This is a genomic window from Pseudomonas sp. NBRC 111130 (genome assembly GCF_001320485.1).
Classification (GTDB): Bacteria; Pseudomonadota; Gammaproteobacteria; order Pseudomonadales; family Pseudomonadaceae; genus Aquipseudomonas; species Aquipseudomonas vlassakiae.
The window spans coordinates 129,254-150,934 of record NZ_BCBG01000011.1 but is presented as its reverse complement, the minus strand read 5'-3'; the positions used below and the strand labels follow the sequence as shown (position 1 = coordinate 150,934).

The following is a 21,681-nucleotide window of genomic DNA, read 5'->3' as shown; positions in this document are numbered from 1 at the left end:
TTGTGTCGCGAAAGGGCTGCGCAGCAGCCCCCTTGCACAATGGCCTGAATCACTCGAAGCTTGCACCACCAGCTCCCGAGAGATTCCCACCATGGCCCGCCTGCCCACCGCCATCAACCTGCACAAAGCCTCCAAGACCCTCAGCCTTACCTATGCCCCCGGCGAGGTCTATCAGCTGCCCGCCGAATTCCTGCGGGTGCACTCCCCCTCCGCCGAGGTTCAGGGCCACGGCAACCCCATCCTGCAGTTCGGCAAGATCAACGTCGGCCTCATCGGCCTGGAACCTGCCGGCCAATATGCACTGAAATTGACCTTCGACGACGGTCACGACAGCGGCCTGTTCACCTGGGAATACCTCGAACAGCTGTGCCTGCGCCAGGAACAGCTGTGGGCCGACTACCTCGAAGAGCTGCACAAGGCCGGCAAGTCCCGCGACCCGGCGGAATCGGTGGTCAAACTCATGCTCTAGCGCAAGCCTTCCAGGCTTTAGAGCGCATTTTCTAATCTCATCTGTTTGAATGCCTTACAGACAACTCTTGAACGGGTTGTCTTGCGCATTACATGAAAGTCGGGTAACCAATGGAGCTGGCAAGTTCCCTGCATCGCCTTGAAGGCAATCAGGCACTGGCCGGTATGTAGAGGTCGCGAGCGAAAGCAGGCTGTCTTCACACGCAGAATCCCCCGCAGCTCATCGCCGAAAGCATCCGGCCCGCAGCACCGCTGTTCCTTATCATTGGTCACCCGAGTAGCAGTACCGGGCTGTCCGCTGTGCAGTGCGCCACAGCAATCCGGTACTCGTCTCAGGACAACGGAGCGTCGTAGATGAGTAACAAGAACAACGATGAGTTGCAGCGGCAGGCCTCGGAAAACACCCTGGGGCTGAACCCGGTCATCGGCATCCGCCGCAAGGACCTGCTGAGCTCTGCGCGTACCGTGCTGCGTCAGGCCGTGCGCCAGCCGCTGCACAGTGCCAAGCATGTGGCGCACTTCGGCCTGGAGCTGAAGAACGTGCTGCTGGGCAAGTCCAGCCTCGCCCCGGAAGGTGACGACCGTCGCTTCCAGGACCCGGCCTGGAGCAAGAACCCGCTTTACCGCCGTTACCTGCAGACTTACCTGGCCTGGCGCAAGGAACTGCAGGAGTGGGTCGGCAACAGTGACCTGTCGCCTCAGGACATCGCCCGCGGCCAGTTCGTCATCAACCTGCTGACCGAGGCCATGGCGCCGACCAATACCCTGTCCAACCCGGCGGCCATCAAACGCTTCTTCGAAACCGGCGGCAAGAGCCTTCTGGACGGCCTGTCCAACCTGGCCAAGGATGTGGTCAACAACGGCGGCATGCCCAGCCAGGTCAACATGGACGCGTTCGAGGTCGGCAAGAACCTGGGCACCAGCGAAGGCTCCGTGGTCTACCGCAACGATGTGCTGGAGTTGATCCAGTACAACCCCATCACCGAGCAGGTACATACCCGCCCGCTGCTGGTGGTCCCGCCGCAGATCAACAAGTTCTACGTCTTCGACCTCAGCCCGGAAAAGAGCCTGGCGCGCTTCTGCCTGCGCTCGCAGCAGCAGACCTTCATCATCAGCTGGCGCAACCCGACCAAGGCCCAGCGCGAATGGGGCCTGTCGACGTACATCGACGCCCTGAAGGAGGCGGTCGATGCGGTACTGGCGATCACCGGCAGCAAAGACCTGAACATGCTTGGCGCCTGTTCCGGCGGTATCACCTGCACGGCGCTGGTCGGCCACTATGCCGCGCTGGGTGAACAGAAGGTCAATGCCCTGACCCTGCTGGTCAGCGTGCTGGACACCACGCTGGACACCGAGGTCGCACTGTTCGTCGACGAACAGACGCTCGAAGCCGCCAAGCGCCACTCCTATCAGTCCGGCGTGCTCGAGGGCAGCGACATGGCCAAGGTGTTCGCCTGGATGCGCCCCAACGACCTGATCTGGAACTACTGGGTCAACAACTACCTGCTCGGCAACGAGCCACCGGTGTTCGACATCCTGTTCTGGAACAACGACACCACACGCTTGCCTGCCGCGTTCCATGGCGACCTGATCGAACTGTTCAAGAACAACCCGCTGACTCGCCCGGGAGCCCTGGAAGTGTGCGGCACCGCCATCGACCTGAAAAACGTCCAGTGCGACATCTTCAGTGTCGCCGGCACCTCCGACCACATCACCCCGTGGCAATCGTGCTACCGCTCGGCGCACCTGTTCGGCAGCAAGATCGAGTTCGTGCTGTCCAACAGCGGGCACATCCAGAGCATCCTCAACCCGCCTGGCAATCCCAAGGCCCGCTTCATGACCGGCGCCGACCGCCCCGGTGACCCGGTGGCCTGGCAGGAAAATGCCGAAAAGCATGCCGATTCCTGGTGGCTGTACTGGCAGGCCTGGCTGGGCGAGCGCGCTGGCGACCTGAAAAAGGCCCCGACGCGACTGGGCAACCGTGCCTATGCCGCCGGCGAGGCAGCACCAGGCACTTACGTACACGAGCGTTGAGTCGCAATGCCGTGGCCGCTTGGAGCGTGCCACGGTACATTTTCAAGCCATAGAGCCACGCGCATGCCGCTACCCTACATCTTCCGCACCGTCGAGCTGGACGACCAATCCATCCGTACTGCGGTGCGCCCGGGCAAGCCGCACCTGACGCCGCTGCTGATCTTCAACGGCATCGGCGCCAACCTGGAGCTGGTGTTCCCTTTCATCGAGGCACTCGACCCAGACCTGGAAGTCATTGCCTTCGACGTGCCCGGCGTGGGGGGCTCGTCCACCCCGCGCCACCCGTACCGCTTTCCCGGCCTGGCCAAGCTGACCGCACGCATGCTGGATTACCTGGACTACGGCCAGGTGAATGCCATCGGTGTGTCCTGGGGAGGCGCGCTGGCCCAGCAATTCGCCCACGACTACCCCGAGCGCTGCAAGAAGCTGGTACTGGCAGCCACCGCCGCCGGTGCGGTGATGGTGCCGGGCAAGCCCAAGGTGCTGTGGATGATGGCCAGCCCCAGGCGCTACGTGCAGCCATCGCATGTCATCCGCATCGCGCCGCTGATCTACGGTGGCGGTTTTCGCCGTGACCCCGACCTGGCCATGCACCATGCGGCCAAAGTGCGCTCGGGCGGCAAGCTGGGGTATTACTGGCAACTGTTCGCCGGCCTTGGCTGGACCAGCATCCACTGGCTGCACAAGATCCAGCAACCGACCCTGGTGCTGGCGGGCGATGACGACCCATTGATTCCGCTGATCAACATGCGCCTGCTGGCCTGGCGAATTCCCAATGCCCAGCTACACATTATCGACGACGGTCATCTGTTCCTGATCACCCGGGCCGAGGCTGTCGCACCCATCATCATGAAGTTTCTCCAGCAAGAGCGTCAGCGCGCGGTCATGCACCCCCGTCCGGCCTCTGGTGGCTGAATTGTTGCTTGCTGTTGCACAGCACGACTGATGAGTACGACCGTGGCCTGACAAGGGAGTTGTTGCCATGAAAGAAAAACCGGCCAAAGGAACGTCAACGCTTCCCGCCACCAGCATGAACGTACAGAACGCCATCCTCGGCTTGCGGGGTCGCGACCTGATTTCCACCTTGCGCAGTGTTGGCCGTCATGGCCTGCACAACCCGTTGCATACCGCCCGCCACCTGCTGGCCCTGGGCGGACAACTGGGCAGGGTGATGCTCGGCGACACGCCCTATCAGCCGAGCGCGCGTGATGCACGCTTCAACGATCCGACCTGGAGCCAGAACCCGTTCTACCGACGCGGCCTGCAGGCCTACCTGGCATGGCAGAAACAGACCCGCCTGTGGATCGAGGAAAGCCACCTGGACGACGATGACCGGGCCCGTGCGCACTTTCTGTTCAACCTGATCAACGATGCGCTGGCACCGAGCAACTCGCTGCTCAACCCGTTGGCGGTCAAGGAACTGTTCAACACCGGTGGGCAGAGCCTGGTGCGCGGTGTCGCCCACTTGCTCGACGACCTTCGCCACAACGACGGGCTGCCCCGTCAGGTCGATGAGCGCGCCTTCGAAGTGGGCGCAAACCTGGCGACCACGCCCGGCGCCGTGGTGTTTCGCAACGACCAGCTGGAGCTGATCCAGTACAGGCCGATGAGTGAAAAGCAGCATGCCCGGCCCGTGCTGGTGGTGCCGCCACAAATCAACAAGTACTACATCTTCGACCTGCAGCCGACCAACAGCTTCGTCCAGTACATGCTCAAGAACGGCCTGCAGGTGTTCATGGTCAGCTGGCGCAACCCTGACCCTCGCCACCGCGAGTGGGGCCTGTCGAGCTATGTACAGGCGCTGGAAGAGGCGCTGAACGCCTGCCGCAGCATCAGCGGCAGCCGCGACCTGAACTTGATGGGCGCCTGCGCCGGCGGTTTGACCATGGCGGCGCTGCAGGGCCACCTGCAGGCCAAGCACCAATTGCGCCGGGTACGCAGTGCTACCTACCTGGTCAGCCTGCTCGACAGCAAGTTCGACAGCCCGGCCAGCCTGTTCGCCGACGAACAGACGATCGAGGCGGCCAAGCGTCGCTCGTACCAGCGCGGTGTGCTGGAAGGCGGGGAGGTGGCGCGGATCTTCGCCTGGATGCGGCCCAACGACCTGATCTGGAACTACTGGGTCAACAACTACCTGCTTGGCAAGACGCCGCCGGCCTTCGACATCCTCTACTGGAATGCCGACAGCACGCGCCTGCCGGCCGCGCTGCACGGTGACCTGCTGGACTTCTTCAAGGTCAACCCGCTGACCCGCGCAGCTGGCTTGGAAGTGTGCGGCACACCGATCGACCTCAAGCAGGTCGGCCTCGACAGCTTCACCGTGGCTGGCAGCAACGATCACATCACGCCTTGGGACGCGGTGTATCGCTCGGCCTTGCTGCTCGGTGGCGACCGGCAGTTCGTGCTGGCCAACAGCGGGCACATCCAGAGCATCATCAACCCGCCCGGCAACCCCAAGGCGTACTACCTGGAAAACCCCAGGCTGTCGAGCGACCCGCGTGCCTGGTTCCATGACGCACAGCGCCGTGACGGCAGCTGATGGCCGCTGTGGCTGGAGTGGATCACGCCGCGCTCCGGCCCGCTCAAGGCGCCACGCACGGAATTGGGCAACGCCACGTATCCACCGCTGGGCCCTGCGCCAGGCACCTATGTCCTGACCCGATGAGCACCACCACTGGATGAAAACCCGCGACCGTATCCTCGAATGCGCCCTGCAGTTGTTCAATGCGCAGGGCGAGCCCAATGTATCGACCCTGGAGATCGCCAACGAACTGGGCATCAGCCCGGGCAATCTGTATTACCACTTCCACGGCAAGGAACCCTTGATTCACGGGCTGTTCGACCGTTTCGAGGAAGCGTTGATGCCATTGCTTGACCCACCGCTGGAGGTGCGCCTGGAGGCCGAGGATTACTGGCTGTTCCTGCACCTGATCGTCGAGCGCATGGCCCAGTACCGGTTTCTGTTCCAGGACCTTTCCAACCTGACCGGGCGCCTGCCGAAGCTGGCAAGGGGCATGCGCAGCCTGATCAACGCACTCAAACGAACCTTGGCGGCACTGCTGGCAAGCCTGAAGGGTCAGGGGCAAGTGGTCAGTGAGACGCAGGCATTGGGCCAACTGGTGGAGCAGATCACCCTGACCTTGATGTTCTCGCTCGACTACCAGCGGGTACTGGGGCGCGAGGGGGATTCGGGGATCGTGGTGTACCAGGTAATGATGCTGGTGGCGCCGCATCTGCAGGTGCAGGCACGAACCGCAGCGCAGGAGCTGGCGGTGCGGTATCTGGAGGGTTGAACCGGTAGGAGATGTATTGCTGCACCGACGTCTTCGCGGGTAAACCCGCCCCCACAAGGTACAGCGCTGATGCTGGACCCGGCGCTGTACCTGTGGGAGCGGGTTTACCCGCGAAGGGTGTTACGCCGCTATCAGAGCAGAGAGCCGGTGCTGGCTGGAGCCGAAGGCGGGTTGCTGGCTGGAGCCGCAGTAGGCGCCGGCGCTGCGGTAGCAGCCGGAGCGGCGCTGGCCGCTGCTGCTGGCTTGGCGGCTGCCGGTTTGGCCGGTGCCTTCTTCACCGCTGGCTTCTTCGCTGCGGCAGGCTTGGCTGCAACCGGCTTGGCAGTCGATTTTGCCGCAGGCTTGGCCGCTGCGGTCTTGGCTGCGGGTTTGGCCGCTGCCGGTTTAGCCGCAGTCTTGGCAGCCGCCGTTTTTGCTGCGGGCTTGGCCAATGGTTTGGCCGTTGCCTTGCTCGCTGCCGGTTTGGCGGCTGCAGAGCGCGAGGAGACCGGGGTGACCGACGCGCCGGTCAGTTTCTCGATCTGCTTGGTCAAGCTGTCGACTTGCTGGTGCAGGGCCTTGATTTCGTTGCGGCTCGGCACGCCCAGACGCGAGATGGCACTGTTCAGCCGCTTGTCGAAAGCTTCTTCGAGCTCGCTCCACTTGCCCAGTGCGCGATCCTTGACCCCAGACACACGCGAAGTGGTCGAGGACTTGGCCGTTTCCGCCACGTCTTCGGCAGTCTTCTTCGCCTGCTTTTCGGCCTTCTCGCCATCCTTCACCAGCGAGTCGAACAACTTCGGGCCGTCCTGATCGACTTTCGAATAGATACCCAGCCCCGCCAGCCAGATCTTGCGGGAGTACTTCTCGATCCCGCCGATCCAGGAGCTGCCTTCTTTATCGGAATTCTTCTTGCCAGCCATCCTGCTCTCCTTATGGTTTGTGCGCGACGCGCTCGAGCAGCTCATGCAGCTGTTCAAGCTTGATGGACAACGCCTCAACGTCATGTTTAGACGGAATGCCAAGGCGATTCAAGGCGCGACCTACCCGTGCGTCGAAAGCTTTTTCGATCTTGTCGAGTTGAACTTCGACTTTGCCGCGTACGCGGCTGACTTCCTCGGTGGCCTCGTCGAGCTGGTGGTTGGCGGCATCGAGCTGTTTGTCGATGCGTTGCTTGCCACGTTTCTCGACGCTTTCACCGGCCTTGACCAGCTCCTTGAAGTAGTCGGAACCTTCCTGGCCGACGCGGGCATAGGCGCCGATACCGGCCAGCCAGATCTTGCGGGCGTAACCACGCACCTCGCCAAGCGTGCCCAGGGCTTCTTCCTTTTTCTTCGCAGTCACTTTGGCCATGCTGTGTACCTCATGTTCATGAGTGGAGGAAAAACCGCCCATGGAGGTTGGGCTTGAGCACAAGGTAGGCAAGAAAATTAGAAACCTCACCCTAAGCTGGATGCCGCTGCGCATCCGTGCCTAGATTTATTGACCACCTGGCTGGCCATTTCAGGCCTAGCGTGCAGGGCTCATTTCAGCCGAGCCTTACCAACATGCACGATCCTTCTGCCACACCGTCCCTTTCCTTCAGACAGCTTGTCGCCAATCACTTTGCAGACCGGCCAACCTTGCGTGACGTCATCGCCCACGAGGGTTTTACCGCCCTGCTCGACCGCTACCCATGGATCAGCCAACAGCATCCCCGACTCGGTTCGCTTGAGGGCTTCAGTATCCTCCACGCCGCGACGCCCACAACCGCAGCCCGTCAGAGCGACCTTTTGGACACACTGCTGAACAGTTTCCTGAGCGGCAAGAGTCTTTCGCTTACCAACGCGGATCATCTCAGCACAGCGCCACCGGAGGTCTTCCGTGCCCAGGAGCGAGATGACTACAGCAACCCAAAACCGCAAATCGACCTTGACCTGCAGAAGCTCGGCAGCGACCTGGATTCATGCCTGGCCGCACTACCCCAGGCTTATCAGCTGGCGCAAACGGCCTACTGGAATGGCTGCGATGACGGCACGGAAATATCCCGCCTGGGTTGGCTTGAGCAGGTCATAAAGGCAGCGTTGCTCGACAACGTTCACCGGCAGTATCTGGATGCCGACGAGAAACGCATGGTCTTCAACCTGCTTGTGGGGAGTGAACAGGACGTGTCCATTCATGCCTTGCAGGTCACCCTTAGCCTGGGCACCAGCAGCTGGCACCCGCCAGTACCCCATCTGCTGATAACCGGCAGCGGCTCACGCACGCTGTGCTGCCAACCCTCTGGCATCGTTCGCAGCTACCCCGACGAGAATGCTTTCGCCACGGCGCTGCGCGATGAGCTGGCGGAGCGCTATCGCTTCGACAGGCTGAGTTGGGCACATCAGCTTGTGCAAGGCGATCCTCTGGCTTATCAGGCAACCCAGGTACTGAATGTCACCCTCGATGATATTCGCCGGGTGCGCCTGGCCGGCATCCCCAGTGTCGGTGCCCTGGAAACTATCTTCAGGGCCGTGAGCAACCCGGCACCACAGTTTCTCAACCAGCCACTGCCCACTCTCCAGCGGCCGGCCATCGCGCTGCCATCCTGGCTGGAAACAGCTGGTCCTGATAATCGCTTTCACTACCACGCCGCGTTGCTCGACCTGGCCGCCCTGCAGGGGCAAGCCAGCGACAAGGCACCATTTGCCGACATTGAAGACCTCAACAGCTTCGCCAACCGGCGCCTTCGCGAGCAACTGCAAGCGGCCCATCCTGACGTGGCACAGCACGATCCAGATCGCGTGCTGGTCCGGATTTCCCAGGCCATACCGGCCAGCTTCCCTGCTGACGCGCGCGCGCTCTATCTCAGGTCCGAAACCCTGACGGAACTCGCCATAGCGCGCTTGCGGCTGAATGCCGGCGAAGTGATGACCGGTTTGTGCGATGCCAATGGCAAGGCTATTCACGATTGGCTGACGCTGGAACAGGTCAGGGCGCTGGTGCATGCCGTTGACGTGGGTGCCGAATATCCGCGCTATGTGAGAACACTGGCCTACGCACCACCCCGACTGGCACAGCGTGTCAGCCAGTACCACCGGGAATGGCGGAACGCGCTGTTGCTGCGCGCACTACAGGGCCGTGTCGAGAAAAACCTGAGTGAGGCCGCATGCCAGGCCCTGGTCGACTTTTCTCAAGCCATGAGCGAGCAGGCCGACCAGGCACGGCTCGCACCGTTGGCACTGCTGGCCGCGCCAGGCGCCTCGGCACACGATATCGTGCATGGGATGTTTCTGCTCCAGTTGCCCCGGAGCACGGGCTGGGTACTGTATCGCCCGTTCTATCAGCAAGATAGCGTTCGCGAGTTCGCCAGCCTGGAGCTGCTGATGGCAGCGATTCGCGCACCAGGCGAATTGCAGCAGAGCGTTCTCGACTGGTTGGACGAGGATGCCCGGCCGGTCTATGCCGATGATGGTTTTACGCGACCTCATCTGCATCCGGGGCTCTCGCAACTGGCTCACCTGGTCGGCCCAGGCGCGTCCTTGGTGGACAACATTCTGGAAAGCCTCAAACGCCCGGTCAGCGCAGCATTCGATCCCTGGACCGAGCAGCTGCCCAGCAAACTGTTCGACGCCAGAATCGAGGCCATGATCCTGTTGGCATCCAACAGCAGCACGTCCAACGCGCAAGAGAAATGGGCGCTGGCCAAGCAAGCTGCCTGGGCCGCGTTCAACGGCGCCACGCTGTTCCTGCACGGTACCCTGGCGAATTTGGTATGGCTGATGAGCGCGGTGCCCGCCTTGAAAGAAGACTTCGACGAAGTGCTCCACGCCAGCGCGGAGCAAAGGGGCGTGGCCGCTACCGACCTGCTGACCAATCTGGCGATGCTGTTGGCCCACCGTGGCGCCCGGGAAAAACAGGGCATTCTTGTAGAAGCCGTGCCGCACACAACACGTCTTGACGAACCGGCTGGCCGCAGCGCCAATGACCCGGAAGTGGCCGATAAGCCAGACAAAGCCACCTGGCAGCCGCACAGACCGGCCACGTTGCAGATAACCAGCTGGCGCAACAAGCAACGCCTTGGTTATTTGACCGCAGCGCAACGCGGCGACTTGGCCAGGCTGCAGGCCCACGTTTCCCTGAACAGCCAGGACGCCATTACCAGCGGCCGCTTGCGCGGCCTGTACCGGGTCGAACAACGCCTCTACACAAGGCTTCAGGGAATCCCCTTCGAGGTGCGGGAAACCTACGGCGGCATGCAGATCATCGGCCCGGACGTCAGCCAGGAAGAATGGCAGACCCACTGGGGTGGCGCGCCTGATGACTACCACATCGTTGGCCGCGAACGGCTCAAGGGCCCATGGCTGGCACGCTGGAACGGCGAATGGAGGCTGGACCTGGCCTTGGCAGGCGGCATGCCGAAAAGCAGGGAAGCCATCCATGCCGAAAACCAGCGGCAGTTCGACGCGCTGCGCGCCGCTGCTCAGGCCAATGGGGATGCGCTGGCCAAGCTGCAAACCCTGATGGACCGCAACACCACACAGCTTCAAACCTATGACGAGATGGCCGATGCATTCAGCCAAGCGTTCAATGCAATGCCCACCCGCGACCTCGCTCAGCTCCCCGAATCACTGATTGAGCAGCGCCAGGCGTTGCTGGTGCTTCGCCGGCAACTTCATCCCGAACTCAGGGCAGCTGCCCTCTACCTGGAAAAGCAAAAGAAGTTGCTGCATGAAAACATCGGCTTCTTCAGGCAACTGCTTGAGCCGCGCTTCCTCAGGATGAGCCATAAGACCGATTTCCAGCGGCGCCTCAGCAGCTGGTCGGTGGCGGCCATCGACAATGACATGATGCTATTTCGACGTCTGCTGGAGCTGACCGACCACGATATGCTCCGGGAGCAATCCATCGGCTTGCTCAAGCATCCGCAAACGCCGGAGCAGATGCAACGCTACGTGGCGTTTCGCGATCTGACCCAGCAAACGCTGGTTACCACCCGCCAACTACTTGAGGTCAGCGAGCAACTGGACACCCTGTTTCCTGAAGTGCTCGACGACAGCCGAATCGACTTTCCCAACAAGCGTGAGAAGGTTGACCAGGCCATTCGCCAGCGCCCCTATTCGACATTGATCATCCGCGCGCAACTGCTCAGCGACCAGGCCTATCTGACCCTTGACAAGACCCGGCTGACAGCCGAAGCGGCTACCGACCTGGTGCCGCTGCAAGATGCTCTGAGCAACAAGGCGCTATCGGCCACGATATGGAGCCATGATGGCCTGGCCTCCGCCGACCTGCCCCGCGAACAGCAAATTGAGGTACTGAACCAGGCACTGCGCGAATACCGAGTGATCCTCGGCAAGGCCCATTACATGCAGTCCTTCACGTCGCAGGCAGTGAATGGCGAAATGCTGGAAGCCTACGTGCAAGAACTCAGTAGCCTGGTGCGCCAGACGGAAACCCAGCTGAGCAATGTCCTGGCCAGCATCGAGAGCGGTGCCGCACCTGCCTTGCCGCGCCCGCCCCATCGTGTCCGACCTGGCCGACGCATGCTGATCCGTACGTCCCACGGCCGCTCGGTGCTGGTGGAGCGTGACCAGGCGGGCCAGCGCGCGGTCCTGCGCAACCCCGTCAACGAGCAGCCCGCAGGCGCCTATGAACTACGTGGCGATCAATGGCACGAACTCACTGCAGCGGAGCAACCTGCGCCACAGGGCAGCGCAGAGCCAGGCCGCCGTGCTGCGCGCCTGCTGGCGCAAACGGACCAGCGGCTCGCCCTGGCAGCGCGCTATGGCAACGAACCGAACAGCCTGGCAGACCTCATGGACTGGCACATCGACGACCTGCGCCAGGTCGCACAGCAGCTGGAAAACGTAGAAGCCCCCGAAGCCCGTCGCCTGAGCAGCCAGCTGAGCGATGCCATCATCCTGGTCCGCGGGGAAAAACGACGCCTGCTCACCGATGCCTACCTCAACACCCGCCACCCGGACGCCAACGCCCTGCGCTACCTGCATGAGCAAGGGCGCCTGCAGATCAGCCTGAGTACGTCACGCAAGCCGCTGCGCACGGCCAATGATTTTCTTGACGTGTATGAAGTACGGGACCGTGAGGCCCCGCATAAAGTGCTGTGGGAAGCGCACTTCCATTACCGCAGTGCCGACGCGGCGCCGCGCGCATTCGCCAAGGCACATCTGAAATTCTGGGAAGCGCGTGGCAAGGAGCGCGAGGCCCGGCTCGAGGAAGCGGGAACCGCCGCTCAGCGACTGGAGATCTACCGTGGCGACCTGCGTCTGGAGCAGATCGCCGACATCATTCCGTTCCCCGCTGCCTGAGGCGGCCGGCAAACGCAAGGCCCGGCCTCAGGCCAGGGCCTTGTCCAGGGCGCGCTCGATCTCGCCCTTGATGGTACCGCTCATCATCGACAGCATCATGCCCAGTTTCAGCTCAACGCGGATGCTGTCTTCAGCGATGTGCACGCTACCGCTGGCGCCACTGCGCGCCACGTCGACCCGGTCACCGTTCCAGGTGGCCTTGAGGTCGTATTCGCGGCTGAGCTTGTCGACCAGCGCTTCGGCCTTGGCGCGGGCGGCATCGCGGCCGAGGGAGTGTTTGCGTTCGACGCTGATCTGGGTCATGCGGGTGTTCCTGGGTATGTAGACATAATCTGCATTATGCCCGCCCCTGCCCCCAGGCACACCCCGCCAAGACAAATCCGCCCGTTCGCCCTAGAATGGCGGTAATTTTTTCCGGTGAAGCGATATGAACGACCAGCGCAAAGGCGACCACGCCGAACCCACCACCCATTTCGGCTACCAGGACGTCCCTGAAAGCCAGAAGGCGAAGAAAGTCGCCGAAGTGTTCCACTCGGTCGCCGCCAAGTACGACCTGATGAACGACGTGCTATCCGGCGGCATGCACCGCCTGTGGAAGCGGTTCACCATCGAACTGTCGGGCGTGCGCGCCGGCAGCCGCGTGCTGGACATCGCGGGAGGGACCGGCGACCTGGCCGCCAAGTTCTCGCGCCTGGTCGGCCCGACGGGCCAGGTGATTCTGGCCGATATCAACGATTCGATGCTCAAGGTCGGCCGTGACCGCCTGCTCGACCGTGGTGTGGCCGGCAATATCGAGTTCGTCCAGGCCGACGCCGAAAAACTGCCGTTCCCGGACAACCACTTCGACTGCGTGACCATCGCCTTCGGCCTGCGCAACGTCACCCACAAGGACCAGGCCATCCGCTCGATGCTGCGGGTGCTCAAGCCGGGCGGGCGCCTGTTGATCCTGGAGTTCTCCAAGCCGACCAACAAGCTGATGTCCAAAGCCTACGATGCCTATTCGTTCGCCTTCATGCCGCTGGCCGGCAAGCTGATCACCAATGACTCCGAAAGCTACCGTTACCTCGCCGAGTCGATCCGCATGCACCCCGACCAGGAAACCCTCAAGAGCATGATGGTCGAGGCCGGTTTCGACCGCGTCACCTACCACAACATGACCAGCGGCATCGTTGCCGTGCACCGGGGAATCAAGCCCTGATGCTGCTGGCCGGGCTGCTCGCCAGTGTCGAACATGGCCTGAACCGTGTCCTGCGCATGGACAGCACGGCCTTGCCGCGGCTGGCCGCGCTCGCAGGCAAGGTCATCGAGATCGACTGCCGCCAGCCGGCCCTGCAGGTGTTCATCCTGCCCGATGAAGAAGGCCTGATGCTCGCCGCCCACTGGGAAGGCGCAGTCGACTGCAGCCTGCGCGCCCCGGCCGGTAGCCTGGTACAACTGGCCGTTGCCCGGGACAAGACCGCCGTGCTGCACAGCCCGCAGGTCGAACTGCATGGCGACAGTGCCGTGCTGCTCGACCTGTTCGGCATGCTGCAGGACCTGGAACTGGACTGGGAACACGAGCTACAGCGCTGGCTCGGCCCGGTTGCCACGGCCATGCTGGCCGGGCACATCCGCCTGCGCGCACGCTGGACCCGCCAGGGCCTGGCACGTTTCAGCCAGAACCTGTCCGAATACCTGGCCGAAGAGTCCCGTACCCTGGTGGGCAAGCGCGAAGCTGAAGCCGCCTTCAGCGAACTCGATGCCCTTAAGCTCGACACAGAACGCCTCGAGGCCCGCCTCAAGCGCCTCTCCCGATCCCTTGATACCAGCGAAAACGCATGAAGCTGCTCGCCGTCCGCCGTCTTTTTCGCATCCAGCGCGTGGTAATCCGCTACCGTCTCGATGACCTGCTGTTCGAACAACCCCTGCTGCCCTGGTGGCTGGCCAGCCTGCGCCTGCTGATGCCCTGGCGCTGGCTGCCGCGCAAGCCATCAGCGCTCAGCCGCGGTGCGCGCCTGCGTCTGGCGCTGCAGGACCTGGGGCCGATCTTCATCAAGTTCGGCCAGTTGCTGTCCACCCGCCGCGACTTGCTGCCCACCGACATCGCCGACGAGTTGATGCTGTTGCAGGACCGCGTGCCGCCGTTCGACCCGAAAAAAGCCGTGGCACTGATCGAAGATCAGCTCGGCGCCAAGGTCGGCGAAGTGTTCAGCCGTTTCGACGTAGAGCCACTGGCCTCTGCTTCGGTCGCCCAGGTGCATGCCGCCCGCCTCAAGAGTGGCGAAGAGGTGGTGGTCAAGGTGGTGCGCCCTGGCCTGAAGCCGGTCATCGCCCAGGACATGGCCTGGCTGTTCCAGATCGCCAAGGCCGCCGAGCGCGCCTCGGCCGACGCCCGCCGCCTGCACCCGGTGGAAATCGTCGGCGACTACGAAAAGACCATCTACGACGAACTCGACCTGCTGCGCGAAGCGGCCAATGCCAGCCAGCTGCGGCGCAACTTCGAAGGTTCCGAGCTGATGTACGTGCCCCAGGTGTACTGGGACCTGTGCCGCCCCAAGGTGCTGGTGATGGAGCGCATCTACGGCGTGCCGGTGACCGACATGGCCACCCTGGCTGACCAGCGCACTGACATGAAGATGCTGGCCGAACGTGGCGTGGAAGTGTTCTTCACCCAGGTGTTCCGCGACAGCTTCTTTCACGCCGACATGCACCCGGGCAACATCTTCGTCAGCACAGTCAAACCGTGGAGCCCGCAGTACATCGCCATTGACTGCGGCATCGTCGGCAGCCTCACCGCCGAAGACCAGGACTACCTGGCGCGCAACCTGATCGCTTTCTTCAAGCGTGACTATCGCCGCGTTGCCGAACTGCACATCGACTCGGGCTGGGTACCAGCGCATACCAAGGTCAATGAGTTCGAAGCGGCGATTCGCACCGTGTGCGAGCCGATCTTCGAAAAACCGTTAAAGGATATTTCCTTTGGCCAGGTGCTGATGCGCCTGTTCCAGACCGCCCGGCGCTTCAACATGGAAGTCCAGCCGCAGCTGGTGCTGCTGCAGAAGACGCTGCTCAATATCGAAGGCCTGGGCCGACAGCTGTACCCTGACCTGGACCTGTGGAGCACCGCCAAGCCGTTCCTCGAACGCTGGATGCGCGAACGCATGAGCCCCAAGGCGGTGCTCGGCAACATTCATGGCCAGGTCGAGCAGCTACCGCACCTGGCTGGCATGGCCCGCGACCTGCTCGAACGTCTGTCGCAGCCTCACCTGGAAGACCCGCAACTGCCGGAACATCGCCGCCAGGGCGACCGCTGGGCGCTGCGCCTGCTCGGTGCCGGCCTGCTTGGCGGCGGTGCGGTGCTGGCCACCGGCGCCGCCGAGGCCGCCAGCCTGGCCGCACCTGGCGCCTGGCCGGCCTGGCTGATGCTGGCCGCCGGGCTTTACCTGATTGTGCGCCAATAGCCAGCCGCGCTGCTGGCTGGCACACTAGCGCAAAGGGCCCGGCACAGGAGCGGGCCCGCTTTGGAGTCGACGATGAAAGACTGGCTGGACGAGATCAAGTGGAACAGCGATGGCCTGGTACCGGCGATCGCCCAGGACCACAAGACCGGACGTGTGCTGATGATGGCCTGGATGAACCGCGAATCGCTGGCGCTGACCGCCGCCGAACAACGCGCCATCTACTGGTCGCGTTCCCGTGGCAAGCTGTGGCGCAAGGGCGAGGAGTCCGGCCATGTGCAGAAGTTGCATGAAATGCGCCTGGACTGCGATGCCGACGTGATCATCCTGATGGTCGAGCAGCTGGGCCACATTGCTTGCCATACCGGCCGTGAAAGCTGCTTCTACCGCGTCTTCGAGGACGGCCAGTGGAAAACCGTCGACCCGGTTCTGAAAGACCCGGATGCCATCTATAGCGCAGGACACTGACATGAGCGACACCCTCAATCGCCTGGCCGAAGTGCTCGAAGAGCGCAAACAAGCGGCTCCTGACAGCTCTTACGTGGCCAGCCTGTACCACAAGGGCCTGAACAAGATCCTCGAAAAGCTCGGCGAAGAGTCCGTCGAGACCATCATCGCAGCCAAAGACGCTGCCGTGAGCAAGGATTACAGTGATGTCATCTATGAAACCGCAGACTTGTGGTTCCATAGCCTGGTCATGCTCAGTGCGCTGGGCCAGCATCCGCAAGCCGTGCTAGATGAACTGGAGCGCCGCTTCGGGCTTTCCGGGCACGATGAAAAGGCCGCGCGTCAGCCTTCGGCCTGAGCCAATAGAATTCTAGGAGAGCACCATGGGTATTTTTGACTGGAAACACTGGATCGTCCTGCTGGTGGTTGTCGTCCTGGTCTTCGGCACCAAGAAGCTGAAGAACTTCGGCAGCGACCTGGGCGAGTCGATCAAGGGCTTCCGCAAGGCCATGAGCGATGAAGAGAACAAGCCGGCCGAGCAGGCCCCACCGCCCGCCCAGCCCGTGCCGCCAGTGCAGGCGCCTCACCAGCAGAGCAGCGCGCAGCCGCAGCAAGGCCACACCATCGAGGGCCAGGCCCAGCCGGTCCAAGAGCCGCAGCGGAAAGACTGACCCATGTTCGGCATCAGCTTCAGCGAGCTGCTGCTCGTCGGCCTGGTCGCCTTGCTGGTGCTCGGCCCCGAGCGCCTGCCTGGCGCCGCGCGTACTGCGGGGCTGTGGATCGGGCGGCTGAAACGCAGCTTCAACGCGATCAAGATGGAGGTCGAGCGCGAAATCGGCGCCGACGACATCCGCCGCCAGCTGCATAACGAGCACATCCTGCAGATGGAAGAGGAAGCCAAGCGCATCCTCAACCCACTGACGCCACCCGCGCAGCCGCCGGTAACCACGGCCAGCGTGCAGCCACCTGCCGGGCTCGAAGCCAGGCCGGTCGAGCCATCTGCCGCACCGGCCACATCTTCTGAACCGCCTCAACCGCCGCGAGCCCCATGAGCGAGAACCCGGAACATGACCAGCCAATGCCGCTGGTTTCGCACCTGACCGAACTGCGCACCCGCCTGCTGCGCTGTGTGGCAGTCATCTTCCTGATCTTTGCCGGGCTGTTCTCCTTCGCCCAGCAGATCTATACCTTGGTGTCGGCGCCGCTGCGCGACCATTTGCCGGCCAATGCGACGATGATCGCCACCGACGTGGCCTCGCCGTTCCTCACGCCGTTCAAGCTGACAATGATCGTCTCGCTGTTCCTGGCGATCCCGTTCATTCTCCAGCAGATCTGGGGCTTCATCGCGCCAGGCCTGTATCGCCATGAAAAGCGCATTGCCATTCCGCTGCTGGTATCGAGCATCCTGCTGTTCTACGCCGGGATGGCTTTCGCCTATTTCCTGGTGTTTCCGCTGATGTTCAGCTTCTTCGCCAAAGCCACGCCGGAAGGCGTGGCGATGATGACCGACATCGCCGCCTACCTCGACTTCGTCATGACCTTGTTCTTCGCCTTCGGTGTCGCCTTCGAGATCCCGGTAGCCGTGGTGCTGCTGGTGTGGATCGGCGTGGTCGACGTGAAGTACCTGAAGAAGGTCCGCCCGTACGTGATCATCGGCTGCTTCGTGGTCGGCATGATCCTCACGCCGCCAGACATCTTCTCGCAGACACTGCTCGCGGTGCCGATGTGGCTGCTGTTCGAGATTGGCGTGCTGTGTGGCAGCCTGATCCGCAAACGCAGCCATGCCGACGAAGAAGCCACCAACGACCCTGACGACCAGCCGCCAGCGACCCAGCCGTGAACCTGTTACTTCTTGAAGAGGCCGATTTCGTCTCGGCCGAGCGTGTCGTTCTCGCTGATCGGCGCTTCACCCACATGCAGGAAATCCACGGTGTCGCGGTGGGCGACACGCTGCGCGTGGGCCGCATCAACGGGCTGATGGGCAAGGCCACCGTGCTGCGCCTTGAGAAGCATGAAGCCGAGCTGGAGGTCGCCTTCGACCAACAGCCGCCGGCCAAACTGCCGCTGACCCTGGTGCTGGCCGTCCCGCGTCCGAAGATGCTGCGCCGGCTGTTCCAGACCGTGGCCACCCTGGGTGTGCCGCGGCTGATCCTGGTCAACAGCTACAAGGTAGAGAAAAGCTTCTGGCAAACGCCTTTTCTCAACCCTGAAACCATCCGCGAAAACCTGATTCTCGGCCTTGAGCAGGCCCGCGACACGGTGCTGCCCGAAGTGATCATCGAAAAGCGCTTCAAACCGTTCGTCGAAGACCGCCTGCCTGCCATTGCCGAAGGCACTCTCGGCCTGGTTGGCCACCCTGGCCCCTACCCGGCCTGCCCACGCGCGGTTGAAGGCCCCGTAACCTTGGCCATCGGCCCCGAAGGCGGCTGGATTCCTTACGAAATCGAGCTGTTCGGCAAGGCTGGCCTGGCACCTGTACAGCTGGGTGAGCGCATTCTTCGTGTGGAAACCGCGGTAACCGCCTTGCTCTCACGGATTTTCTGACAGACGGGTCAGCTTTTATCTATCAAGTTTCCCCGGCGCAAGCCGATGGCGTTGGCAACACTACAATAATCTGTGCTGCCACGTTGCCGGGGAGTCGAACATGTACCAATGGTTTTCCCAATCGCTCGGGAATGTAAGCGTCAATCGCAAGTTGGGGCTGGGCTTTGGCCTGGTGCTGGTGTTGACCCTGGCCATCACCTTTACCGGTTGGCAGGGTTTGAACAGTGTCACCGAGCGTGGTGACAAACTGGGCAACATCTCGGTGATCCACCAGTACACCCAGGAGCTGCGCATCGCCCGCCAGCACTACCAGCGCGACCGCAACGACGCGGCCATCGGAGAGCTGGAAAAGGCCCTGGGCAATCTGGAGCGCCAGATCACCTTCATGCTCGGGCAGATCGAGCAACCCACCGACCGTCAGCGCCTGCAACAGCAGCAGGCCGCAGTCAGCCAGTACCAGCAGGCCTTCAACGAGCTCAAGCAAGCCGGTCAACGCCGCGATGCCGCTCGTGGTGTGCTGGGTGACAGCGCCGACAAGGCCGCCGAGCTGATCAGCCGTGTGCAGCAACGCCTGCTGCAGGGTGGCGACATCAGCCAGTACCAGCATGCCGTGGACGTCAGCACACTGGTGCAACAGGCGCGCTTCCAGGTACGCGGCTACACCTACAGCGGCAACGCTGACTACCAGCAAACCGCGCTGCAGGCCATCGACCAGGCACTGGCCGAGCTCAAGGCACTTCCCGCCAGGCTGCCGGCCGAATATGCCGCCAGCCTCGACGACTCGGCCACCGCTCTGGCCGCTTACCGCGATGCGGTAACTCAGTTCGGCACTGCCCAAAGCGCCAGCGAGCAGGCCCTGCAGCGCATGGCTGAACAGGGCTCGCTGCTGCTGCAGACCAGTGAGGCAATGACCGTTTCGCAAACCGAAGTGCGCGATGCCGGCACCGCCCAGGCCAAAGTCATGCTCGGCGGTGCCACGGCCTTGGCCCTGGTACTGGGCCTGCTCGCGGCATGGGCCATTACCCGGCAGATCATCGTCCCCTTGCGTCAGACCCTGGCTGCCGCAGAGCGCGTGGCCAACGGCGACTTGCGCCAGGACCTGCTTTCGACTCGCCGCGACGAACTCGGTCAGTTGCAAGCCAGCATGCAGCGCATGACCCAGGGCCTGCGCGAGCTGATCGGCGGCATCGGTGATGGCGTGACGCAGATCGCCAGCGCCGCCGAAGAGCTGTCGGCGGTCACTGAGCAGACCAGCGCCGGGGTCAACAATCAAAAGGTCGAGACCGACCAGGTAGCGACTGCGATGAACGAGATGGCTGCCACCGTCCACGAAGTGGCGCGCAACGCCGAGCAAGCTTCGGAAGCGGCAGCCATGGCCGACCAGCAGGCACGCGAAGGCGATCGTGTCGTCAGCGAAGCGGTCGCGCAGATCGAGCGCCTGGCCAGCGAAGTGGTCAACTCCAGCGAAGCGATGAACCAGCTCAAGGCCGAAAGCGACAAGATCGGCAGCGTGCTTGATGTGATCAAGTCGGTGGCGCAACAGACCAACCTGCTGGCGCTCAATGCCGCCATCGAAGCGGCGCGTGCGGGTGAAGCCGGGCGCGGCTTTGCAGTGGTCGCCGACGAGGTGCGCAGCCTTGCCCAACGTACCCAGCAATCCACCGAGGAAATCGAAGAGCTGATCGCCGGCTTGCAAAACGGCACGCAGCGCGTGGCCAGTGTGATGGACGCCAGCCGTCAATTGACCGACAGCAGCGTCGAACTGACCCGCCGCGCCGGCAGCTCGCTGGAAACCATCACCCACACGGTGTCGTCGATCCAGGCCATGAACCAGCAGATCGCCACCGCCGCCGAGCAGCAGAGCGCCACCGCCGAGGAGATCAACCGCAGCGTGATGAATGTTCGCGATATCTCTGACCAGACTTCCGCAGCGAGTGAGGAGACCGCCAGTTCAAGCGTCGAACTGGCGCGCCTGGGCACCCATCTGCAAGGGTTGGTCGGGCGATTCAGGCTCTGACGCCTCTACACTTGCGCTGAATTTTCCTACAGAACTTTCAGGTCAAGTCCTACAAGCCCTCCGCCGATTGGCAGGGATGAGACGCCAGCACTACGCCAGCATCTCATCCCCACCAACTGGACGGAGACTTGCCATGTTCGGCTACCTCAATCACAGGCTCGGCAACATCAGTGTCGGCGCCAAGCTCGCCCTGGGCTTCGCCGTGGTCCTCGCGCTGACCATGGTCACCACGGTCAGCGGCTGGCGCGCTCTGGACGGCGCCATCACCCGCTCGGAACAGCTCAGCGAAATCGGCAAGATCAATGATCTGGTCAAGGACCTGCGCGCCGAGCGCATCACCTACCGGGTACTGGCGGATGACGCCAGCAAGGCGCAGATCGCCAGCATTCTGCAGCAGCTCGACGCCATGCTGACCACCCTGCAGCAGCGCAGCAGCGTCGATGAATCACGCCAGATGCTGACCCAGAAGCTGCAGCTGCTGCAGCGCCTGCGCGATATCTTCTCCACACTGCAACGCAGTGTCGACGAGCGCCGTTCCGTCCGCGCAGCGATGCAGGCCCAAGAGCAGAAGCTCAATGACGTCATCGACGAGCTGCAGACCCAGGCTCTGCTGAAGATGCCTGCTGATAGTCAGGGCAGCGTGCTGGGGCTGATGGATAACCTGAGCCGTCAGGTCGACACTGCCAATCAACAAAGCCTGGTGCCGGCCTACACCTTCTCGCCCCTTGAGGACTTCGCCAAGGTTGGCGATGTCGCACTGAGCGCCGCCGATACCAGCCTCGGCCAACTGCTCAAAGGCCTTGCACCACTGGGGCTGCCACGCACGCTGACGCAACAGCCCGGGATCGAACTGGGCAAGTACCGCAGCAGCCTCGAGCAGTACCGCCAAACGGCGTTGCAGGTCGAGCAGTTGCAGAATGAAATGGAACAGATGGGCACCGAGCTCAGGGCCGTCAGCCTGGAGCTGAGCGACAGGAAGGTGGAGCAACGCGACAGCGAGGCCGTGGCTGCCCGCGCCTTGCTCACCAGTGTGGCGCTGCTGGCTCTGATCGTTGGTGTCATCGCCGGGTGGTTGATTACCCAGCAGATCACCCAACCGCTGCGCCAGACGCTGGCGCTGGCCGCGCGCATCGCCAAGGGCGACCTGAGCCAGCTCGAACCGGTGCAGCGCCGTG

General features: G+C 62.9%; 18 protein-coding genes and 2 pseudogenes. 17 read left to right on the top strand and 3 right to left on the bottom strand.

Features of this window, described 5'->3' with window-relative positions:
- Nucleotides 1–91 precede the first annotated feature (91 nt).
- From APH33_RS06140 to APH33_RS06120, 5 genes and pseudogenes are all read left to right on the top strand, one after another.
- Entirely contained in the window at nucleotides 92–469 is a 378-nt protein-coding gene (locus APH33_RS06140; protein WP_054884300.1) for a gamma-butyrobetaine hydroxylase-like domain-containing protein, read from the top strand.
- Between the two features lie 353 nt (nucleotides 470–822).
- Nucleotides 823–2,502 carry a class II poly(R)-hydroxyalkanoic acid synthase gene (gene phaC, locus APH33_RS06135; RefSeq protein WP_054884299.1) on the top strand — a complete coding sequence of 560 codons (1,680 nt, stop codon included), beginning with the start codon at nucleotides 823–825 and terminating at the stop codon, nucleotides 2,500–2,502.
- Nucleotides 2,503–2,565: 63 nt separating this feature from the next.
- Nucleotides 2,566–3,417: a poly(3-hydroxyalkanoate) depolymerase gene (gene phaZ / locus APH33_RS06130; protein ID WP_054884298.1), complete on the top strand. Its 852-nt coding sequence runs from the start codon at nucleotides 2,566–2,568 to the stop codon at nucleotides 3,415–3,417.
- A gap of 67 nt (nucleotides 3,418–3,484) precedes the next feature.
- A pseudogene (gene phaC, locus APH33_RS06125) lies at nucleotides 3,485–5,167 on the top strand (class II poly(R)-hydroxyalkanoic acid synthase).
- 13 nt (nucleotides 5,168–5,180) lie between these two features.
- Nucleotides 5,181–5,795: a TetR/AcrR family transcriptional regulator gene (locus APH33_RS06120; RefSeq protein WP_054884297.1), complete on the top strand. Its 615-nt coding sequence runs from the start codon at nucleotides 5,181–5,183 to the stop codon at nucleotides 5,793–5,795.
- A 131-nt stretch (nucleotides 5,796–5,926) separates the two neighbouring features.
- On the opposite strand, the gene APH33_RS06115 is transcribed toward APH33_RS06120, so the two are convergent.
- On the bottom strand, nucleotides 5,927–6,697 hold the full coding sequence (locus APH33_RS06115) for a phasin family protein (RefSeq protein WP_054884296.1): 771 nt from the start codon (nucleotides 6,695–6,697) through the stop codon (nucleotides 5,927–5,929).
- Between the two features lie 10 nt (nucleotides 6,698–6,707).
- On the bottom strand, nucleotides 6,708–7,127 hold the full coding sequence (locus tag APH33_RS06110; RefSeq protein WP_054884295.1) for a phasin family protein: 420 nt from the start codon (nucleotides 7,125–7,127) through the stop codon (nucleotides 6,708–6,710).
- Between the two features lie 269 nt (nucleotides 7,128–7,396).
- Here APH33_RS06110 and APH33_RS06105 point away from each other — a divergent pair, with 269 nt between their 5' ends.
- On the top strand, nucleotides 7,397–12,061 hold the full coding sequence (locus tag APH33_RS06105) for a DUF6543 domain-containing protein (RefSeq protein ID WP_156351899.1): 4,665 nt from the start codon (nucleotides 7,397–7,399) through the stop codon (nucleotides 12,059–12,061).
- Between the two features lie 27 nt (nucleotides 12,062–12,088).
- Here APH33_RS06105 and APH33_RS06100 read toward each other — a convergent pair whose 3' ends face one another.
- Nucleotides 12,089–12,364, bottom strand: a complete 276-nt coding sequence (locus tag APH33_RS06100) for a polyhydroxyalkanoic acid system family protein (RefSeq protein ID WP_054884293.1) — start codon at nucleotides 12,362–12,364, stop codon at nucleotides 12,089–12,091.
- Between the two features lie 124 nt (nucleotides 12,365–12,488).
- Between APH33_RS06100 and ubiE the strand changes: the two genes are divergently transcribed.
- From ubiE to APH33_RS27915, 11 genes and pseudogenes are all read left to right on the top strand, one after another.
- Nucleotides 12,489–13,259: a bifunctional demethylmenaquinone methyltransferase/2-methoxy-6-polyprenyl-1,4-benzoquinol methylase UbiE gene (gene ubiE / locus APH33_RS06095; protein WP_054884292.1), complete on the top strand. Its 771-nt coding sequence runs from the start codon at nucleotides 12,489–12,491 to the stop codon at nucleotides 13,257–13,259.
- Nucleotides 13,259–13,882 (top strand): SCP2 domain-containing protein, encoded by a 624-nt coding sequence (locus APH33_RS06090; protein ID WP_054884291.1) that lies wholly within the window; start codon nucleotides 13,259–13,261, stop codon nucleotides 13,880–13,882. Before ubiE ends, APH33_RS06090 begins: the two co-directional genes overlap by 1 nt.
- The gene (ubiB, locus tag APH33_RS06085; RefSeq protein WP_054884290.1) at nucleotides 13,879–15,501 is read left to right on the top strand and encodes a ubiquinone biosynthesis regulatory protein kinase UbiB; all 1,623 of its coding nucleotides are present in this window, start codon (nucleotides 13,879–13,881) and stop codon (nucleotides 15,499–15,501) included. Before APH33_RS06090 ends, ubiB begins: the two co-directional genes overlap by 4 nt.
- Before the next feature lie 72 nt (nucleotides 15,502–15,573).
- Nucleotides 15,574–15,966, top strand: a complete 393-nt coding sequence (gene hisI, locus APH33_RS06080; RefSeq protein WP_027592414.1) for a phosphoribosyl-AMP cyclohydrolase — start codon at nucleotides 15,574–15,576, stop codon at nucleotides 15,964–15,966.
- Nucleotide 15,967: 1 nt separating this feature from the next.
- Complete coding sequence (locus APH33_RS06075; protein ID WP_013974545.1) at nucleotides 15,968–16,303, top strand: phosphoribosyl-ATP diphosphatase; 336 nt, start codon at nucleotides 15,968–15,970, stop codon at nucleotides 16,301–16,303.
- A gap of 25 nt (nucleotides 16,304–16,328) precedes the next feature.
- On the top strand, nucleotides 16,329–16,616 hold the full coding sequence (locus APH33_RS06070; RefSeq protein ID WP_054884289.1) for a twin-arginine translocase TatA/TatE family subunit: 288 nt from the start codon (nucleotides 16,329–16,331) through the stop codon (nucleotides 16,614–16,616).
- A gap of 3 nt (nucleotides 16,617–16,619) precedes the next feature.
- Nucleotides 16,620–16,997 (top strand): Sec-independent protein translocase protein TatB, encoded by a 378-nt coding sequence (tatB, locus tag APH33_RS06065; RefSeq protein ID WP_054884288.1) that lies wholly within the window; start codon nucleotides 16,620–16,622, stop codon nucleotides 16,995–16,997.
- Complete coding sequence (tatC, locus tag APH33_RS06060; protein ID WP_054884287.1) at nucleotides 16,994–17,785, top strand: twin-arginine translocase subunit TatC; 792 nt, start codon at nucleotides 16,994–16,996, stop codon at nucleotides 17,783–17,785. The genes tatB and tatC overlap by 4 nt, the downstream gene beginning before the upstream one ends.
- On the top strand, nucleotides 17,782–18,489 hold the full coding sequence (locus APH33_RS06055) for a 16S rRNA (uracil(1498)-N(3))-methyltransferase (RefSeq protein WP_054884286.1): 708 nt from the start codon (nucleotides 17,782–17,784) through the stop codon (nucleotides 18,487–18,489). The genes tatC and APH33_RS06055 overlap by 4 nt, the downstream gene beginning before the upstream one ends.
- Nucleotides 18,490–18,589: 100 nt before the next feature.
- Nucleotides 18,590–20,506: a methyl-accepting chemotaxis protein gene (locus APH33_RS06050; protein WP_054884285.1), complete on the top strand. Its 1,917-nt coding sequence runs from the start codon at nucleotides 18,590–18,592 to the stop codon at nucleotides 20,504–20,506.
- Nucleotides 20,388–21,677: pseudogene (locus APH33_RS27915) on the top strand (methyl-accepting chemotaxis protein); the annotation flags it as partial. The gene APH33_RS06050 and the pseudogene APH33_RS27915, both read left to right, overlap by 119 nt.
- Between the last annotated feature and the right edge of the window lie 4 nt (nucleotides 21,678–21,681).

Coding starts and splice junctions, on each gene's coding strand:
- APH33_RS06115 (WP_054884296.1), bottom strand. CDS start 6,697: ATGGCTGGCAAGAAGAATTCCGATAAAGAAGGCAGCTCCTGGATCGGC.
- tatC (WP_054884287.1), top strand. CDS start 16,994: ATGAGCGAGAACCCGGAACATGACCAGCCAATGCCGCTGGTTTCGCAC.
- APH33_RS06140 (WP_054884300.1), top strand. CDS start 92: ATGGCCCGCCTGCCCACCGCCATCAACCTGCACAAAGCCTCCAAGACC.
- APH33_RS06120 (WP_054884297.1), top strand. CDS start 5,181: ATGAAAACCCGCGACCGTATCCTCGAATGCGCCCTGCAGTTGTTCAAT.
- APH33_RS06070 (WP_054884289.1), top strand. CDS start 16,329: ATGGGTATTTTTGACTGGAAACACTGGATCGTCCTGCTGGTGGTTGTC.
- APH33_RS06110 (WP_054884295.1), bottom strand. CDS start 7,127: ATGGCCAAAGTGACTGCGAAGAAAAAGGAAGAAGCCCTGGGCACGCTT.
- ubiB (WP_054884290.1), top strand. CDS start 13,879: ATGAAGCTGCTCGCCGTCCGCCGTCTTTTTCGCATCCAGCGCGTGGTA.
- APH33_RS06050 (WP_054884285.1), top strand. CDS start 18,590: ATGTACCAATGGTTTTCCCAATCGCTCGGGAATGTAAGCGTCAATCGC.
- APH33_RS06100 (WP_054884293.1), bottom strand. CDS start 12,364: ATGACCCAGATCAGCGTCGAACGCAAACACTCCCTCGGCCGCGATGCC.
- phaZ (WP_054884298.1), top strand. CDS start 2,566: ATGCCGCTACCCTACATCTTCCGCACCGTCGAGCTGGACGACCAATCC.
- APH33_RS06090 (WP_054884291.1), top strand. CDS start 13,259: ATGCTGCTGGCCGGGCTGCTCGCCAGTGTCGAACATGGCCTGAACCGT.
- phaC (WP_054884299.1), top strand. CDS start 823: ATGAGTAACAAGAACAACGATGAGTTGCAGCGGCAGGCCTCGGAAAAC.
- hisI (WP_027592414.1), top strand. CDS start 15,574: ATGAAAGACTGGCTGGACGAGATCAAGTGGAACAGCGATGGCCTGGTA.
- ubiE (WP_054884292.1), top strand. CDS start 12,489: ATGAACGACCAGCGCAAAGGCGACCACGCCGAACCCACCACCCATTTC.
- tatB (WP_054884288.1), top strand. CDS start 16,620: ATGTTCGGCATCAGCTTCAGCGAGCTGCTGCTCGTCGGCCTGGTCGCC.
- APH33_RS06075 (WP_013974545.1), top strand. CDS start 15,968: ATGAGCGACACCCTCAATCGCCTGGCCGAAGTGCTCGAAGAGCGCAAA.